We start from the raw sequence: 17770 nt of genomic DNA on the forward strand, positions 1-17770 counted from the left end.
TATGGTTTTGGGGTTTATTGCTACTATAGTAATTTCGCTATTCATGATTATAAAAATAAAAGCTGACATTATGCCCAACTCAACCCTATAAAGATTTTAACTATGATGTCACATGATATGTTAGGAATGCCTCTTAATCCTCTCATCGGGTGGATAGTTAATTTTATAATAGGAACGATTGTTTGGGGTATAGCATTTTTTATTTTATATAATAAATTACCTGGTTCTCTAGTTGTTAAGGGTATATCTTTTGGTGTAATAGCTTGGCTGCTTATGATGTTTATACCTATGCCAATGAGTGGAGAAGGTTTATTTGAATTAAAACTTGGTATGATGGCTCCAATAATAACATTAGTACTTCACATTATATATGGAGCAGTGATAGACTTCACTTATAAGTTATTACAACCAAAATAGACGTGATAAAACAAAATATTAGGTCCTGGTTTCAGAGGTTATTTGTTAATAAAGCTGCAATTCTGCTGTCTGCTCTAAATATAAGTAACTATACTATCTTTTATAACAGGTTTACTAAGTGCTGTTTTAGTTTTATACTTACCATGGTTAGCTATTTTTCCTTTTAATATTGGGTTATTTAGATGTGTTAGATGGTAGTTTGGCAAGGCTACAAAATCTAGTTCATCTTGGTACGATGCTTGATATATTATCTGATCACTTTGTCGAGAGTTTTATTATTATTGCTATTTTTATTAATCAGCCACAAATATGGTTTGGTTTGTTAATGATGATGTCTATAATTGTTTGTATTAGTAGTTTTTTGTTAGTTGGTGTTTTCAGTCAAAAAGAATCAATAAAGAGTTTTTACATTTATATTTTTTATCATAATGATTTTATTTCCTAGTATAGTACTTATGCTCGGATTGATTTATACATTATTAGTTTTATGGACGACGCTATATCGTTGCTATGAATTTTATGTTTATGATAAGGAAAGGAGTAAATTTCGATGAGAAATTTTTTGAATAAAACTTTTGTTGGTTTTATGGCTGGTTTAATTAGTGCTTGCATCTTATATTTTATTTTACTCTTATTCGTCAGCATGGTATTGAGTTTAATGATCAGCTTAAGTATACGATTATATCGTTTAATGATACGGAGTGTGGTTTATAGGCTATCCTATTTGCACTACCATTATCAAAAAATATTTTTATTAAAAGTTCATATTATAACTTTAGCAGTTATTTTATTTAATTTTTTAGTTAAAATACCATTAGCAGGACTTATATATAAAATTGTTAGCCTTAAATAATCTCATGACAGATTCATTGATAAGGTTGTTTTTTGTATAAATCTTTCAGAATTTAGTTATATTACTTGTTTTTTGCCAATTAACCCTTATATCCAATAGCAGAAATTTTATAACATTAATCAAGTAGTTTATATCTAGTGTAGATATATTATTACAGTATTATTTGGGAGTTTTAGGTATGGCAGATTATTATTCTTTACTAGGGGTGAGTAGAGATGCATCAGAAGCAGATATAAAAAAAGCATATAGAAGGTTAGCAAAAAAATATCACCCTGATGTTAATAAAGAAAAAGGAGCTGAAGAAAAATTTAAAGAAATCCAGACAGCATATGATGCTTTGGGCGATAAAGAAAAAAGAGCACTTTATGATAACTACGGAGAAAACTGGGATAAAGTCCAGCAAGGAGGCTTTGGCGGAGCTGGTGGTGGCTTTGGTGGTTTCTCTCAAGGTAGATCTCATAGCTTTAATTTTGAGGATCTTGGTGATATCTTCGGCGATCTTTTTGGTGGTGCTGGCGCTAGAGGTTTTACTGGTGGTCAGCCAAGAGCAAGAAAAGGTGAGGATATAAATATATCATTACGTCTAAATGTTGAAGATGCAATCAAGGGCGGTAAGAGAACAGTTTCATATAGTTATCAAGAAGTAGGTGCTAATGATATGCCAACAATGCAGCATCAAAGTGTTGATGTTAAAATACCGCCAGCGATGGGTAATGGTAAGAAGCTTCGTGTTAAAGGTAAGGGTAGTGCAGGTATAGGAGCAAATGCTCCAGCAGGTGATCTTTATATCAAAATAGAAGTAGTAAATTATAAAAATTATAAGGTTGATGGTAATGATATTTATGAACATATCAATATTGCACCATGGGAAGCAGCTCTTGGCACGTCATTAGAAATAGATACTCCTTATGGTAAGAAAAAAATGCAAGTACCAGAAGGAAGCCAATCAGGGCGTAAAATGCGTATCAAAGGTAAAGGTCTTGGTGATGGTGATTTTTATATTGTTTATGATATTAAGCTACCTCTTGCAGATACTGATGAGAAAAAAGAGTTCTACATGCAGATGCAAGAAAAAATGAATTTCGATCCTAGGGCTTAGGATTATCTTTTTCTATTATCAATTTCAATTATACAGTAACTTATAAGTATTAATGCACCACCAATTATTGTCGATAGATAAATTTTCTCATCATTAATTAATTTTTCAAAGATTGTTGCAAAAACAGGCTCAAAAGAGAAAATGACAGCAACTTGTGACATACTAGTAGCATAGGTATACTAAAGGCTACCTGTAGTATTATTAGGTAAGAGTAAATCTTTAAAAGCTTCACTACGATGATCTTTTCTAGTTTCATAACTTAGATACACAACTGATACAGCATACATCAAAGCACATAGCACTAACCAAAGGTAGCCAATAGTAAAGTTGTCAAAACTCAACCAGATAGGGCATAGATTCCTAATAATGAGACGCAAGATGCTATTAGGCCATATATTGTTAGGCGGATCAACCTTAAAAAGACTACTAATAAAAGGAATTATAACTACACTCAAAGCAGTTAAAAAAGCTGACATACTTGAAGAAACTGTATATAGTCCCTGAGTTTGGAAATAAAAACTCATATCTCCAAGTGAGCGAAATATGGTACCAACTTTTAGTAAATAGACTTTACTATTAAATTTAGCTTTCAAAGACTAAAGGCAAAAATAATAGGCACGATAAACTAAGCCTAATAGCCACAAAAAGCCCAGGCGAAATATACACAAGAGAGATTTTTATTAAGGGAAATGTTGCTCCCCAAAATATAGTAACTATAAAAAGAGCTAGAATAGCTTTTCTTTGAATACTCATAATAATTTAAGATCAAAATATGATATAAGTTTTTAGCTATTTGCTCTTAAAATCAAGCTATAAATTCTAGATGAAGATTAGTTTTGTGGTTTTGCTTAAATTTGTATCTAATTACATAATTGGAAGTATTATTTGATGTTAGTCAATCGTTGATATTTGTTTACATTAAATTATTAAAATTGGTATAATTTAGTGTTTTTTGAAAAAAAGTGCTCAAAGGTTAAGCAATGAAACAAGTCTCAAAAGTTAAGCAAATTGGTGCTATAGCTATTATAGCCGGAACAGCTATTGGCGCAGGCATGCTTGGGATTCCTTTTGCGGTAGCAGCAGTTGGGTTTAATTATGCAGCGGCAGCTTTATTTATTGTTTGGATAATTATGTATGCAACAGCTTTATTAATTGTTGAGGCAAATGTTTCCCAGCCTTTAGGTACAGATATGGACTCGATCGCGCACAATATATTAGGTAAGCCTGGTAGAGTATTAAATTTGTTATTTTATCTACTATTATTATATTCGTTACTTACAACTTATATTTTTATGGGCGGGCAACTTTTTCAAACTTATATACTTGGTTGGTTAAACCTAGAAAATGCTAGCTTAGCAAAGCTGCTATTTTGTTTAATCTTTGGTTTTTTTATATATAAAGGTATCAAAGTAGTATTTAGTGTTAATAAACTATTTTTAAGTCTAAAAATACTAGCTTTTGTTTTATTTATTGCTTTTGTTGCTCCACAAATTCGTGCACCTATACTAGAAAATAAAGCTCTAGGGGTAGAGTATGTTTGGTTTGCTATTCCAATACTTGTTACATCATTTGGTTTTCATATTATTATCCCAGCAATTAGAAACTACTTTGAGAATGATGTAGTTTTCAAAAAAACAGTTGCTATTGGAGCATTAGCGCCATTAATTGTTTATTTAGTATGGGTTGTAGCTACACTTGGGACAGTAAGTCTATATGGGGATAATGGTTTTATAGTGTTGAGTAATGCAGGCAAGACTCTAGTAGAAGCGTATCAAGGTTTAGGTCAGAATGGTCCATTAGTTTTTATAAGACTTTTTGAGAACTTTGCGATTATTACATCTTTTTTAGGTGTTGCTTTAGCTTTATTCTCTTTTAATAGAGATCTTTATGGTTTGGATATCAGGAAAAAATTGCTAACTTTAGTGATAACACTATTACCACCACTTATTTTTGCGATATATTTTGTCAACAGTTTTATATCTGCTTTGGGCTATGCTAGTATCTTTGTTTCAGTATTACTGATCGTGCAGCCTACAATGATGGGTTGGGCTATAAGAACTAAGCAAGGTAAAAATGATATCCTTAGTAAGTTATATTTATCTTTGATATTATTTAGTGGTCTAGGTATTATTGGATTGCAATTATTAGTAGCCTTTGGTAGATTACCTCGTATATAATTTAGTTAACTTTCAAATCTTTGACTATTTTCTATGAAGAAACCTAATTTTGATATTAATAAAAAATCTTTTGCTAATGATGACTTAATAGGCGATGAGTATAGTAAGAACCCTAGTGTTGAGGAGTTTAGTATAGATAAGCTTAAGCAATTCCCTAGTGATATGATTGAGCTTTTTAAACTGGTTCAAGCAGTTAGATATGATAGAACACGACTGCAAGAAGAATACAATAACTATCGTTTAAAACTTAATAATGACAGAATGTATCTTGAGTTTGAAGTTATCAAACTAAAAAAACAATATAATGCAAAGATATGTGCTTTGCAGGAAGAATATAATTCGGTAAAATCTAGTAATAATATTGAGTTAGCTAAAATTAGAGAAAGCTAATAAATACAAAGTCAGTCGGACAGTCGCGCTTGTAATTGAGTGAGGAAAGTCCGGGCTTTACAGAGCAAGATGCCAGATAACGTCTGGGAGGCGTGAGCCTACGGAAAGTGCAACAGAAAATATACCGCCTTATTTTTAGTAAGGTAAGGATGAAAAGGTGCGGTAAGAGCGCACCGCATTAGTGGTAACACTCAATGGCATTGTAAACCCCATCTAAAGCAAGACCAAATAGTGCCACTATGATGTTGCTCGCATCGTGGCAGGGGTAGGTCGCTTGAGCTTACTGGTGACAGTAAGCCTAGATAAATGACTGTCTATTACAGAACCCGGCTTATAGACTGACTTTGTATTTTTTACAAAAAGTGGGTAGTTATGCAAGTTATTGACTCTAAACTTCTAGATAGTGGTGGTCAAATAAAAGATAATCTTTTGATATTTGAGCTTAAAAGTTTTTATACTAGTGATAAGTTTGAGATTATAGCTGCAGCTTTAGAGCTTCTTAAGAGTAAAAGTGCTGAATCTGTGCGCCATCCTACAGGTATTAGCTCGTTTTTATATGCTATTGAGATGGCGTATGTCCTTTTCAAAATTAGAGCAGATGAAGAATCTGTTTCTGCAGGTATTCTTTATGAGCTATATAATTTTGGCGATATATCTGATGAAAATATCGAGCAGGCAACTAACCAAACAGTACTTAGGATTTTACAAGGTACGCGTAAAATGTTAGCTATTAAGATGTATCGTTCAGATAACATCTCCTTAGAGCAAATTGATACATTTAGGAAAATGCTGCTGACAATCATTGAGGATGTTAGAATTGTTCTGGTAAAAATTGTCGACAAACTATGTACAATTCGTCATCTAAAATTTTTAAGTAGTAATACCCAACTAGTTATTGCTAGAGAAACATTAGATATCTATGCGCCCCTAGCAAATAGACTTGGCTTAGGTGCTATCAAATGGGAGCTAGAAGATAGAGCATTTTTCTTTTTACAACAAGATGAATACAAACGAATAGCTAAAAGCCTAGGTGCTACGCGAAAACAGCGTGAAGATTTCTTACTTCAAGTAATACAAGATTTAAAAACAATACTTAGGAAATATAATTTACATGCAGGTATTCAAGGTAGAGTTAAACATATATATAGTATCTACAAGAAATTTAAAAATAAAGGTTATCAAGAACTTGATGATTTGTATGATATTACTGCTGTTAGAGTTATAACAAATAATGTAGATGAATGCTATAAAGTACTTGCTGAGGTTAATAACTTATACTCGCCAATACCAGAAGAGTTTAGTGACTATATCGCCCATCCTAAACCAAATGGCTACAAATCAATACATACAGTTGTTAAAGTTGGTGAGCAGAATATTGAGGTTCAAATTAGAACACAGCAAATGCATGATGAATCTGAGTTAGGTTTTGCGGCACATTGGCGCTATAAAGAAGGTGTTAAATTTGATGCTTCTTATGAGGCTAGAGTTGCTTGGTTAAGATCTCTTCTTGAGTGGGAGAGAGAGATTAATGAAGATGGTAGTGAAATCACTAAAGAGCTTAATAAGAAGATTTATGTATTTACGCCAGCAAATGAGCTAATAGATTTAGCTGAAGGTTCGACAGTTTTAGATTTTGCTTATTCAGTGCATACGATGGTCGGTCACCGTACTAAAGGTGCTAAACTAAATGGTAAGATAGTACCATTAACAACTAAGCTAAAAACTGGTGATAAAGTCGAAATTCTAACAAGCAGAGAGCCTAATCCAAATAAAGATTGGGCGTCAGAAAATTTAGGCTATTTATCTTCTGCACGTAATAGGTCAAGAGTCACTAAATGGTTTAATGAGCAGAACAAAGAAGATAATATAGCTTTAGGAAAAGATCGGCTTCTAAAAGAGCTAAGAGGCTATGATCTTAAAGAGGTTGACTTCGTTGAAGTTGCTGCTAAGTTTAATATGAAAACTAGTGATAGTCTTTTTGCAGCGATTGAGGGTGGTAGCTTAAAGGCTAATAGTGTTGTTAACTATATTATTGACACATATTCAGCAGAAGAAAAACTAATCAAGAAAAAAAGTAAACCAATAACGATAAAAGCAAAAACTCCAAAAGTCTTAGTTTCAGGCTTTGATGGTATGAAATATGAGATGGCTAAGTGTTGTCATCCTGTTTATCCCGATCAAATTCAAGGATATATGAGTGTTTCAAAAGGGGTGGTTATACATACTATAAGCTGTCCTAATTTAAATCATCTCAAAGAGAAAAGTCCAGAGAAATTCATAGAAGTTAATTGGGATAGTGAAGACTAGATAGTAATTGTTAGAAATTAGTTAATTGAATGTGAATGGGTGAGTTATAAAATTGGCTCAGCAAGGTTCGAAAGACTGTATCAAAAATTCAATTGTTTCAGATTTAGATAAATAGTGTTTATTAATTGCCACGATAGTTGCCAGTATTTTTAGCTTGCTGTAACCAGCCATTTTTGATATAAAAAGTTACTTGATTAGTTGATTTTATTTCATCACCTTGAGCAATGCGTCCAGAGATACTAAGTTTATTCTCGCCAGGAGTATAGGTCGAGCTATTTTCCACTGTCCATCCTCATAGGTTGCTGGAATAGCTGAACTATTATTATAAATGTTAGACTATCATTGCTAGCTATCTGAGGATTGGTTGATATAGCTTTTATCTTCTTTAGTAAAAATGTTAGCATCATTAGCAGGTGAGGTAATCTCAACATTTAACTCAGTATTTTGACCTTCTTCAAGAACTTCTTTGTTTTTCTCAGCTAACTCTGATGTTGCTAGTTTTTCTACATCAGATTGGTTTATTTTAACTGGTTTATCATCAGTAGGATTTTGCTGAGTTTTAGTATCAATAACAGTAGGCTGATCTACTTCAATAATTTTATAATCAACATTATCACTAGGTTTTTCTTCTGAAAATACCACACTACCATTCTCAGCTCGCCAAGAATAGACCTTTGGATAAGTTGCTTTAGCAAGAGATAAAAAACTCAATATGCAAACTATAACGCTAAAGACATTTTTATGAAATTTTGACATTATTAAATTCTCAAAGTGCTAATAGTATCAAGTATATATAAAATTAGTTCTAATCAAAAGAGTGCTTAGATTAAATTTATCTACTTAGCACTTGCCTTCTATAAAATTCAGAATTATCAGAGTTAATAATTTTATTATCTTTTGTCTACCTCGAACGGCAATTGTTACTAGACCTGGGTTCGGTCGATTGACTTTCCAGCCATCGTTTTTAAAATGAGCATGGTAAGGTATGCCATTTATGATGAATATTGGATGATCATCGGCTGTTAAAGTAGGCTCTAGTATTATTGCTAATTTCTCATTATGCACAAAGCGGCTTTCACGATTAGCTGGTGAGATAATTTTTACTTTAAGTACTTCTTTGATTAGTTGCTTGAGTTGTCGTTGCTTGGGGATTTTCGTTATCTAAATAAAAATTATTGTGTTTTAAAGAAGCAAGTTGTTGTTTGACAGGGTTTCTTTGTTCAATATGATTTTTATGATAAACGCTTTTTTGATACTATTGATCAAAAATAGGGACTGTTTGTAAGAAGACTACTTTACCATTTGCTGCACGCCAAGTATAAATATTATCATCAGCATAAGCATAAGCTATATTTGTTAACATGCCTATGAATATTAGTAAATAAAGATATTTTAGATAATTCATAAAATAATGCATGTATGTTAATATTTGCTTTTTTGATTTTTTTAAAAATAGCTATGCATGGTTATTTGTACTAGCTAGTTTAGTTATAAATGTATTTATCTATGGCAAGTATGGAATATCAACATCACTGATTTACTTATCTACACAAATACTAACTGCTATTTTGGCAGCTATTGTTTGGCTAAGAAATTCAACTTACATCAAAGCATCCAAGCAAAAGAAATTATTATTAGTTATTGCGTTAATTATTTTGGCTGTATGGGTTGGACTAATGTATAAATATGTAAACCCTTATATATTAGATTACGAGTTACTGTTTGGTTTTGATTATTTATGCTATATGTTGGTTGTTATAGGTGGAATATTTCTTATTTTTAGATTAGCTATAGGAATTATTATTTTTCTGTAGTATTTATTAGTTATGCTGTTTAATTATGCAAACTCTGCAATGGTTATTCAAAATGCGCCACAGTATTATAGAGATTTTATTCCATACTATTGGCTATCAGCACTATTGCTATTTATTGAAGGAATAGTTATTGTCGCTTCGTATACTAACGCTAAAAGAAGTGTTTAATATTTTTATAGACATAAATATCAAATCTATTAGTCTTGCCTTTAAGCTGAGAGCTTGGCTTTTTGTTACTGAGAAATTCGGCATTTATAAGTCTTTTAACTACAGCTTTTTTGGTTATTCGTCCCTTGTATAATGTTATCTAATAAATTGGAGTTAGATATCTCATCATTAAATGCAACTTGATGGAGTATTTGCATGCCTTGTTTGACTTTAGCTCTTTTTTTACGAGATGGAAACATTGGATCGACATAGATACAATCAAATGATTTATAAGTTGTAAGTATATAATGATTACTATCTATGTTGATTAAGGTTATTTTAGTGACAATCTCTTTCAGATAATCTATTTGTTGAGCTCTTGCAAAGCATCTTTTAGCAGCAGATAGAGATATGGATCTTTTTCTAGAGTTATTAGCGTATGACCTCTAGCAGCTAATGTAACAGTATCACTACCTAATTGTAGTATCAAGGATAGTAAGCTTAGCTTTAGAGCGACCTTCAACTACCTGTACAACACTACATTTCTTAGCTTTAGGGTTTATTCTATTTAAGATTTCACTATCATTGAAATCTATAAATAATTCTTTATTATCATAATGAAGTTTTAGATTATCATTTTCGAGATATAAGTATTTATGTTGCTGGCAAAGCTTATACTCTAGTGTACCTTCTATAAGCTTATCAAGATGATTTTTTAATCTAAGTTAGAAATATTTATCTGCATTACTTTTTCTTTGCTCGAGGATGTGCTTTATCAAAAACACTTGCTAATTGTTGAAAGTTTAAATGAGTATATATCTGTGTACTAGAAATATCAGCATGACCTAATAAATCTTTTACAGCTAGCAGATCTTTAGATGAGTCAAGTACATGACTAGCAAAAGAATGACGTAGCATATGTGGGTGAATATGGCGGCTAGCATATTTTTCGGCAAATATTTCAAGGCGCTTTTGGATTGATCTATTTGTCAAATGTTTACCATCACGAGAAATAAATAGATAATCACAGCTTGGTTTAAGGGTATCTCTGATTTTGAGCCATCTATCGAGGTTACTTAGGGTTTTAGAACCAAAGTATGCAATACGCTGTTTGTTGCCTTTGCCTATAACACGGATACTTTTTTGTGAGATACTGATATCTTTTAGGTTAATTGATGATAATTCACTAAGTCTAATGCCACAGCTGTACAACAGATCAAAACAGGCAATATCACGAGCTTCAATATCATTGTTTGGATTTATATTTAGTAGATATGCCAGTTCATCTGTATTGACTGCTTTGGGTAGTCTCTTACTACTTTTAGGTGCTTTGATACCACTAGCTGGATTTTGTGATATTATTTCGCTATTTATTAGAAAATTAAAAAAGCTTCTCACCGAACTAATTTTACGCTGAAGTGTTTTAGGAGAATTACCTTGAGCGTGGAGCTTCTTTATCCATATCAATATATCATTATGAGTTAAGCTAGTAATATTTTTATCATTAAGAGATTGATTTAGTTGTAATAAATCTCTTTGGTAGTTATTGATAGTTTCTTGAGAGTAGTTTTTGAGATAAAGTAAATTATCAAGAAAATTACTGATATACTCTAGATTAATCATACTTAGGTTTTAAGCAACAACACATAATATAACTATTACACCAGAAACTAGTGAAATTAGCCATAGACTTTTATAAGTTGATATCTTGTAATTGAAATTATCACTGAGGCTATTTATCTTAAATGCCATAAGCGTTGGCATAATCATTAACAAAACAGAGATTGATAAACCAACACAAGTCATTGCATGAATAAAGATGTCTGGATCCATTTGGTTTATTATTAATGGTATAGCAAAGGTTAGTACTGCTGCTATTGAGTAACCTATAGCTTTTTTAGTTTTATATAATTTATAAGTATCTAAATTAAAATGAAATAGAGATAAGTTTACGCTTAAGAATGATGTTATAATCGCAACATAAGCAAAAATATGTAATACAGCATCTGTTGTTGGAGTTCTTACTTTACTACCTAGTATTTTTAGAATATCGCCGATATTAGCCTTATCTACTGGGGTATGATTGAAAATTGAATCCATAAAGCTTACTGGGCCGTGTAGGGGTAATACACCTAAAATAGTTACGACCCATACTAAATATAGGATTAATGGGATAATACTACCTATTATAACAATACGCTTCATATCTTTAGCATTTTTACTAAGATAGTCAGACAATGCCGGTACGATAATATGTGAAGTAAAAGATGTTGTAAAAACAGGAATAGCTATTACTAGTGATATTCCAAGGTCAACAGGAGCTACAAAAAGGTTAGGAACATCAATATATCTGTTAAAAACTACACACAAAATTACTAAAACTAAGATCTTAAGGATTATAAAAAATCTATTAGCATAGTCAATAAACCTAGTCCCTAAGACCACGATACTACCAAAGATAATTACAAAGATTAAAGATGATAGTTTTTCATCAAGACTTGGTAATGATGTTGATAATGAAGATGCCGCCGCAGAGATATATGCAGTACTTATGAAATACATTAATATCAAAAAAGCAATACTTGCAACAACTCCACCTGGTTTACCAAGATATTTTTCTGCTATGGTTTTGAAGCTACTGCGATAAGGCATCGAGCATGAGATATCTGATATAACTACCGCTGTGTAGGTCATATGCTCCAAACTATGAATATGAGGAGTGAACCTATTACAAAACCAAGCTTAGCGGTAATTATTGGTAAAGCTAATATACCGCCGCCAATCATGGTGCCGACAGTAATCATTATAGATCCTAAAATTTTAATTAAACTATTTTGTGAATGATGCATAGGCTATTTACCTTACTTAATGTGTGGATTGTTGTAATTGCTTAGTTTTCTTTTGTAGGTATATTGCATCAAAGTTGATTGGAGGAAGATTAAGAGGTAAGAAACCTCCTTTGATTATTGAGGAGTCAATTATTCTTTTGGTATAAGGAAAAAGAGTATTTGCACAATATGTATTAAGTACAGAATCAATTTGTTCTGCTGTCATGCCTGTAATTGTAAATATTCCAGATTGAGTAACTTCAGCTATATAAGCATTAGTATCATTGTTTTTCGTAGTTACAGTAATAGTTAAATGTAGTTCGAAATTTTCATCATTTATTTTTGTGGTATTTATGTCAATGTTAAAATCAGAACCAGGATCCCACTGTTCTTTAAAACAAACAGGAGAGTTAATAGTCTCAAAAGAAACATCTTTTGTATATACTTTCTGGATTAAGAAAGATGGTTGGATTTCATTATTTTGCATGATTTTTCCTAAGACTTTTATAAAGTTTTATAGTTTTGGAAAATTATAGCAAATTGAAAAAGATTTATATAACTAAATTAGCGCTTTTTTAGCTCAAAGAGAATATTTAGTGCTTCTAAAGGTGTTATTGTGTTGATATCGATTGCATCAAGTTTTTGTTGTAAAAGATTTTTTTGAGTTGTTGGTTCTAACTCAAGTTGGGGTTGGATTTGGGTTGGTTCTGTTAGCAGCTGTTTTTTTCGAGATTATATAAATTCTGCTTTGCTGACTCTAGAACATCTTGAGATATTCCAGCAAGTTTAGCTACTTGGATGCCATAAGATTTTTTAGCCGCTCCTGCAATAGCTTTGTGCATAAAGTAGATATTATCCTTATATTCTTTTGCTTCAAAGTGAATATTGCATACATTTGGATATTGTTTGGCTAATTCTGTGAGCTCAAAATAATGTGTTGCAAACAAAGTAAATGCACCTATTTTGGCAAATTTCTCTGCACATGCCTTAGCTAAAGCCAGCCCATCAAAAGTGCTTGTGCCACGACCTATCCATCCATTATTACTAGCGATTTAGCACTAGCATTATTGAGGATATAGGCTGTTTCAGTCATTTCAACCATAAAAGTTGATCTGCCGCTAGAGATATCATCAGATGCACCAATCCTTGTGTAGATAGTATCAATGTCACAAATATCTGCGTAACTTGCCGGTACAAATGAGCCGATGTAAGCTAAGAATATTAGTTGTGCAACCTGACGTATATATGTCGACTTACCCCACATATTTGGACCGGTGATTATTTGTAGGGAATTGGTATCTTTACTTAGTCATGTATCATTAGGGATAAATGGTTCATCAATATTCTGTTCAATAGCTAGGTGACGAACTTGTTTAAGTTCTAATTTTGCTAAGTTATTAAACTTAGGCTGACTAAGTTTAAGCTTAATAGCTCTTTCAGCAAAATTTGCTAAGACATCTATTTCTGCAATACTTGCAGCAGTTTCTTAGATTTGCTTATAATATTCTAGAACTTTCTTTAATAGTGTATCATAGATTAATTTTTCACGGGCTATGGCTTTCTCTTTTGATGAAAGGACTTTATCTTCAAAGTTTCTTAACTCTTCAGTGATATAGCGTTCACTAGCTTTTAGAGTTTGGCGTCTGACATACTCAGTTGGGATTTTATCAGCATGCTGTTTCGATAATTCTATAGTAGCCATGGACACGGTTGTAACCAACTTTAAGTGTGCTTATACCAGTTTTTTGTTTTTGTAACTCTTCAAATTTAACTAGAAAATCATAAGAGTTATCTTTTATGCTTTTTAGTTCGTCTAGTTCTTTATCAAAACCATCTTTAATGACGCCACCATCACGAATATTTGCTGGGGATTTTCAACGATAGCTTTTTCTAAAAGTGCGACAAGTTCATCAAGCTGGTGGATACGTCTATTGATATTCTCAATCTCTTGAATATTTTTGTCACTAAGGAGTTTTTTGAGTGTTGGTAATTGCTCAAGAGAGTCGCGTAGTGCGACAAGATCTTTAGGCTTTACAGTTCCAAGTGCAACTCGTGAGATTATTCTTTCAATATCACTGATATAGTTAAGTACATCTTAAATTTTTGAAAAATACTGATTTTCACTTAAGCTATTTATAACATTATGGCGAGTAGATAAAATATTTAAATTCCTTGTTGGATTCCTGAAATACCTTTTTAGTAAACGACTACCAAGACTAGTCTTACATTTGCTAATTATGCTGAGCAAACTACTTTTTGAGTTATTATCTAACTCAAGATTTATACGACTGTTTATATCGATGTTAAGGATATCTTGTTCTTGTTCATAGCTGATATCAGTGATATGCCTAGGAGTATCCTTGAGAATATTTGCAAGATAGCTAAGTATTGAGCCAATAGTTGTTAGCTGTTCACTTTTATAAAGATTGAGAATATTATTAGCAATATTGGTATCAAAAGAGTTTTTAATATATTTTTTTGCATCAAAATTACTATAGTACCATTCTTCTAAAGCTTTAATTGGTCTATTAAAAGGATTTTCTTGAGCAAGTTCACGAGAGTGAGTAATAATTTCTTGAGGTGATAGTTTCAGAACAGCATTTTTTAGTTCATTTAGACTAGTTAGTGTTTTAACTAGATAAATTTTTCCTTGAGTATAGTTAGTGTATGTTAAATTGTATTTATTTTTTTGACAAAAATACTCACAAGAATACTATCTTGATTACTATCTAAAAAGCTTCTTCAGAAACTGTTGCTGGAGTTATAATGCGTGTGACTTGCCTCTCAACTGGGCCTTTTGAAGTATTTGGATCACCAGTTTGCTCACAGATAGCGATCGATAGACCTTTTTTGACAATTTTTGCAATATAAGCTTCAGCGGCATGGTATGGTACTCCAGCCATTGGAATTGATTCACTATTTGACTTACCACGAGCAGTCAGAGTAATATCTAAAAACTCTGCAGCTTTTTTAGCATCATCAAAAAAAGCTCATAAAAATCACCCATACGGTAAAATAATAATATATCTTGATATTGTGATTTAATTTTTAAATATTGCTGTATCATCGGGGTGTGATTAGAAGTATCTTGCATAATAGCTAAATTGTAGAATCTTATTTGATAGCAATTGATTATATATAAATGTTTAGCATAACAAACTTTTAAAATCAGTCGTTGTTACTTTTTTATTTTGCTAAAATACTTTAAAATACCAATGTGGCGATTTTTTATGAAGTGATTTGCATTTGAAAGGAGAAAATAAATGAATTATTTAGACTTTGAGTCAAAAATAAAAGAAATTGAAGATAAAATCACATCTTTATCACATGTATTTGAAGATGAAAAAACAGAAGTCGAAATTAAAAAGCTAAGTAAGAAAAGACTGGAGCTGATGGGATCTACTTACTCTAAGCTTACAGATTGGCAAGTAGTACAATTATCACGCCATCCTAATAGACCATATTTTAAAGATTTATTACCGTTAATTTTTACTGATTTCCAAGAATTGCATGGTGATAGAACTTTCGGTGATGACTTAGCTGTTATCGGTGGTTTGGCAAAATTAAACAATAAGCCAGTTATGGTTATTGGTCAGGAAAAAGGTCGTGATACCAAGAGTAAAATAAAACACAATTTTGGTATGATGCATCCAGAAGGGTATCGTAAGGCTTTAAGACTTATGAAACTAGCAGAGAAGTTTAATATGCCAGTTGTGACTTTTATTGATACTCCAGGTGCTTACCCTGGCATCAAAGCAGAAGAGCGTGGTCAAAGTGAAGCTATTGCAAGAAACCTATTAGAGATGAGCGCTCTAAAAGTTCCTGTTGTATGTATCGTAATTGGTGAAGGCTGTTCTGGTGGAGCTTTAGGTATAGGTGTTGGTGATAGATTACTTATGCTGCAGTATAGCTATTTTGCAACTATTTCACCTGAAGGATGTGCTTCAATTCTGCATAAAACAGCTGAGAAAGCATCTGAGATTACACAAATGATGAATATCACCTCAGGGCGTCTTAAAGAATTAAAAATAGTTGATGAAGTAATTCCTGAGCCACTAGGTGGAGCTCACCGTGATTATGAAACTACTGCTACTAATATTAGAAAAGCTATAACTGCAGAGATAAAAATACTTTCTGACATGACAGTAGAACAAAGAAATGCTAAAAGATATGATAAATTAATGTCTTTTGGAAGGTTCAAGGAAGCATAGTTTATAAATACTAAATCAAAAATGTTTCAATGCTCTTACAAAAGATAAAACCACAGGCAGGCTTTGGTATAGTAGAGTCAATGCTTGCCGCTTTGATTTTATTGTTTGTGTTATCCTCAGGTTTTCTGCTGCTAAATAGTGTCTTAGTCAACATAATTCTTGAGAACAAAAAAATGAGATAGCAACTCTTCTTGATGAGAGAGTAAGTGTTTATCGTCTAACTGGAGTTTTTGATGATACTAAAACCAAAGATGGTATAGAATTTATCAAAACAGCTGTGTTAGAGAAACAAAATGATGCTAAGCTTGAAGAAAAGCCAAAGGCTGTGAAAGATTCAAAGCGTTTAGTGTTGCTGACATCAGAAAGATGGTCGAAAAAGCAGATAAAAAATCCAAAAAAGCTACTGATAATAATGTTAATATAGTATACAAAATAGTCAATATTGTTACTATTGATGACCAGCTTAGTGTTGCAGATCGCGTTAAGGTTATTGAGCGTGAGGTAAAGCAAAATGATAGCCAAGAGCAATAATAAAAACGCTGGCTTTACACTGCCAGAGCTAATGGTTTCAATGGTTATAGCAGCTATAGTTATGGTAATGGCTATTGGTATTTATATTGATATGAATAAGCAGTATATCAAATTAAGTGACAAACATAAGATAAATACCAATCAGCTTTTGATTAAGCAAATTTTCTATAATGCTATCAGTCATGTAGGATTTACTACTAAATATGGTGATATCTATCAACAGCTTGTGAATAACTCAGGGGATAACTTTGGAGATATCTTTGGGAAAATGGGGATAATAACCATTGGAAAAGCTCCAATTCAAGAGTTAGAAGGTCTGCCAAAGGGATTAAGTCTTTCAGTTGAAGCTTGTAAAGAGCGGATGTTACACGATGAAGATCTTATAAGTATGAATATAAAAGAAAGTATTCACTGTGTACAACCAGGTACAGATTTTCTGATGATTCAAAGAAGTATCTTAGACTCAACTTTAAAAACTAACTCATCAAATAATATTTTTAAAATAAATGAGTTTCAAAAAGATACGCTACCGGAGAAAGATCTTAAAGCTAATGATTATCTAGTTTTGTGTAATGTTTTTGAGTGTGAGCTAGTTAAAGTTAGTGCTGTTACACTAGATTTTATCTCGACTACTAGACTAGTTGAAGATAAGTTTAAGATTGGTGACTATGTTGGTAAGTATATTCTAGAAGTTTTCTTTGTAGCAGATAGTGGTAAAAAGATAAAAGTGGTCAAGAAATTTACTCTTTATATGAGTATGTGAAACAAAACTCCGATGACTCGGTAATATATGAGTTAATAGATAATGTCAGTGATTTGAAGATCGAATATGTTTTAAATTCTGATATCCATCAAGGAAGTGCAAAGCTAAAGTGGCAATCACTACAAAAACAACCAATAAAAGTAAAAAGTGCAACAATTGCGGCACTTAAGGTTTCTTTTAAAGTATCAGGTCAACCAACTAGTAAAATATTCTTATTAGATCAAGTTTAGGGG

At 32.1% G+C, this 17770-nt stretch carries 8 protein-coding genes, 1 other RNA gene and 11 pseudogenes; 12 read left to right on the forward strand and 8 right to left on the reverse strand.

The genetic code is table 11. The features are described from left to right. Positions 1 to 102: 102 nt before the first annotated feature. The 4 genes and pseudogenes from C9379_RS06510 (at position 103) to C9379_RS06525 (ending at position 2369) form a co-directional block, all read left to right on the forward strand. Positions 103 to 417, forward strand: a complete 315-nt coding sequence (locus tag C9379_RS06510; RefSeq protein ID WP_343377562.1) for a DUF6789 family protein — start codon at positions 103 to 105, stop codon at positions 415 to 417. Between the two features lie 2 nt (positions 418 to 419). Beyond that, a pseudogene (locus C9379_RS06515) lies at positions 420 to 971 on the forward strand (CDP-alcohol phosphatidyltransferase family protein). Further along, positions 968 to 1270, forward strand: a pseudogene (locus C9379_RS06520) (membrane lipoprotein). The pseudogenes C9379_RS06515 and C9379_RS06520 overlap by 4 nt, the downstream one beginning before the upstream one ends. 178 nt (positions 1271 to 1448) lie before the next feature. Beyond that, positions 1449 to 2369 carry a DnaJ C-terminal domain-containing protein gene (locus C9379_RS06525; protein WP_143385385.1) on the forward strand — a complete coding sequence of 307 codons (921 nt, stop codon included), beginning with the start codon at positions 1449 to 1451 and terminating at the stop codon, positions 2367 to 2369. 2 nt (positions 2370 to 2371) lie between these two features. Here C9379_RS06525 and C9379_RS06530 read toward each other — a convergent pair. Beyond that, positions 2372 to 3122 (reverse strand): annotated as a pseudogene (locus C9379_RS06530) (DMT family transporter). Between the two features lie 227 nt (positions 3123 to 3349). Here C9379_RS06530 and C9379_RS06535 point away from each other — a divergent pair. From C9379_RS06535 to C9379_RS06550, 4 genes are all read left to right on the forward strand, one after another. Continuing rightward, entirely contained in the window at positions 3350 to 4546 is a 1197-nt protein-coding gene (locus C9379_RS06535; protein ID WP_143385386.1) for an amino acid permease, read from the forward strand. A gap of 33 nt (positions 4547 to 4579) precedes the next feature. Continuing rightward, a complete protein-coding gene (locus C9379_RS06540) occupies positions 4580 to 4936 on the forward strand; it encodes a hypothetical protein (protein ID WP_143385387.1) in 357 nt (118 codons plus the stop codon). A gap of 7 nt (positions 4937 to 4943) precedes the next feature. Further along, positions 4944 to 5286: RNase P RNA component class A (gene rnpB, locus C9379_RS06545), an RNA gene on the forward strand. 22 nt (positions 5287 to 5308) lie between these two features. Continuing rightward, positions 5309 to 7243: a RelA/SpoT family protein gene (locus C9379_RS06550; RefSeq protein ID WP_143385388.1), complete on the forward strand. Its 1935-nt coding sequence runs from the start codon at positions 5309 to 5311 to the stop codon at positions 7241 to 7243. Positions 7244 to 7364: 121 nt separating this feature from the next. Here C9379_RS06550 and C9379_RS06555 read toward each other — a convergent pair. Both C9379_RS06555 and C9379_RS06560 read right to left on the reverse strand, forming a co-directional pair. Further along, positions 7365 to 7999, reverse strand: a pseudogene (locus C9379_RS06555) (DUF4124 domain-containing protein). 76 nt (positions 8000 to 8075) lie between these two features. After that, positions 8076 to 8648, reverse strand: a pseudogene (locus tag C9379_RS06560) (DUF4124 domain-containing protein). A 14-nt stretch (positions 8649 to 8662) separates the two neighbouring features. Here C9379_RS06560 and C9379_RS06565 point away from each other — a divergent pair. Then, positions 8663 to 9225, forward strand: a pseudogene (locus tag C9379_RS06565) (hypothetical protein). On the opposite strand, the pseudogene C9379_RS06570 reads toward C9379_RS06565, so the two are convergent. The 5 genes and pseudogenes from C9379_RS06570 to mutS all read right to left on the reverse strand — a co-directional run bounded on the left by C9379_RS06570 (position 9209) and on the right by mutS (position 15126). Further along, positions 9209 to 9949: pseudogene (locus C9379_RS06570) on the reverse strand (class I SAM-dependent methyltransferase). The pseudogenes C9379_RS06565 and C9379_RS06570 overlap by 17 nt on opposite strands. Further along, positions 9949 to 10827, reverse strand: coding sequence for a tyrosine-type recombinase/integrase (locus tag C9379_RS06575; protein WP_143385389.1), 879 nt, complete (start codon positions 10825 to 10827; stop codon positions 9949 to 9951). The pseudogene C9379_RS06570 and the gene C9379_RS06575 overlap by 1 nt, the downstream one beginning before the upstream one ends. A 9-nt stretch (positions 10828 to 10836) precedes the next feature. After that, a pseudogene (locus C9379_RS06580) lies at positions 10837 to 12008 on the reverse strand (amino acid permease). Between the two features lie 61 nt (positions 12009 to 12069). Continuing rightward, the gene (secB, locus tag C9379_RS06585) at positions 12070 to 12519 is read right to left on the reverse strand and encodes a protein-export chaperone SecB (protein WP_143385390.1); all 450 of its coding nucleotides are present in this window, start codon (positions 12517 to 12519) and stop codon (positions 12070 to 12072) included. 77 nt (positions 12520 to 12596) lie between these two features. Next, a pseudogene (mutS, locus tag C9379_RS06590) lies at positions 12597 to 15126 on the reverse strand (DNA mismatch repair protein MutS). A 169-nt stretch (positions 15127 to 15295) separates the two neighbouring features. Between mutS and C9379_RS06595 the strand changes: the two are divergent. The 3 genes and pseudogenes from C9379_RS06595 to C9379_RS06605 all read left to right on the forward strand — a co-directional run bounded on the left by C9379_RS06595 (position 15296) and on the right by C9379_RS06605 (position 17767). Next, positions 15296 to 16243 (forward strand): acetyl-CoA carboxylase carboxyltransferase subunit alpha, encoded by a 948-nt coding sequence (locus C9379_RS06595; protein WP_143385391.1) that lies wholly within the window; start codon positions 15296 to 15298, stop codon positions 16241 to 16243. A gap of 29 nt (positions 16244 to 16272) precedes the next feature. Further along, positions 16273 to 16774 (forward strand): annotated as a pseudogene (locus tag C9379_RS06600) (pilus assembly protein). Further along, positions 16755 to 17767, forward strand: a pseudogene (locus C9379_RS06605) (PilW family protein). The pseudogenes C9379_RS06600 and C9379_RS06605 overlap by 20 nt, the downstream one beginning before the upstream one ends. Positions 17768 to 17770 lie beyond the last annotated feature (3 nt).

This window comes from Francisella-like endosymbiont (assembly GCF_003069505.1).
GTDB lineage: Bacteria > Pseudomonadota > Gammaproteobacteria > Francisellales > Francisellaceae > Francisella.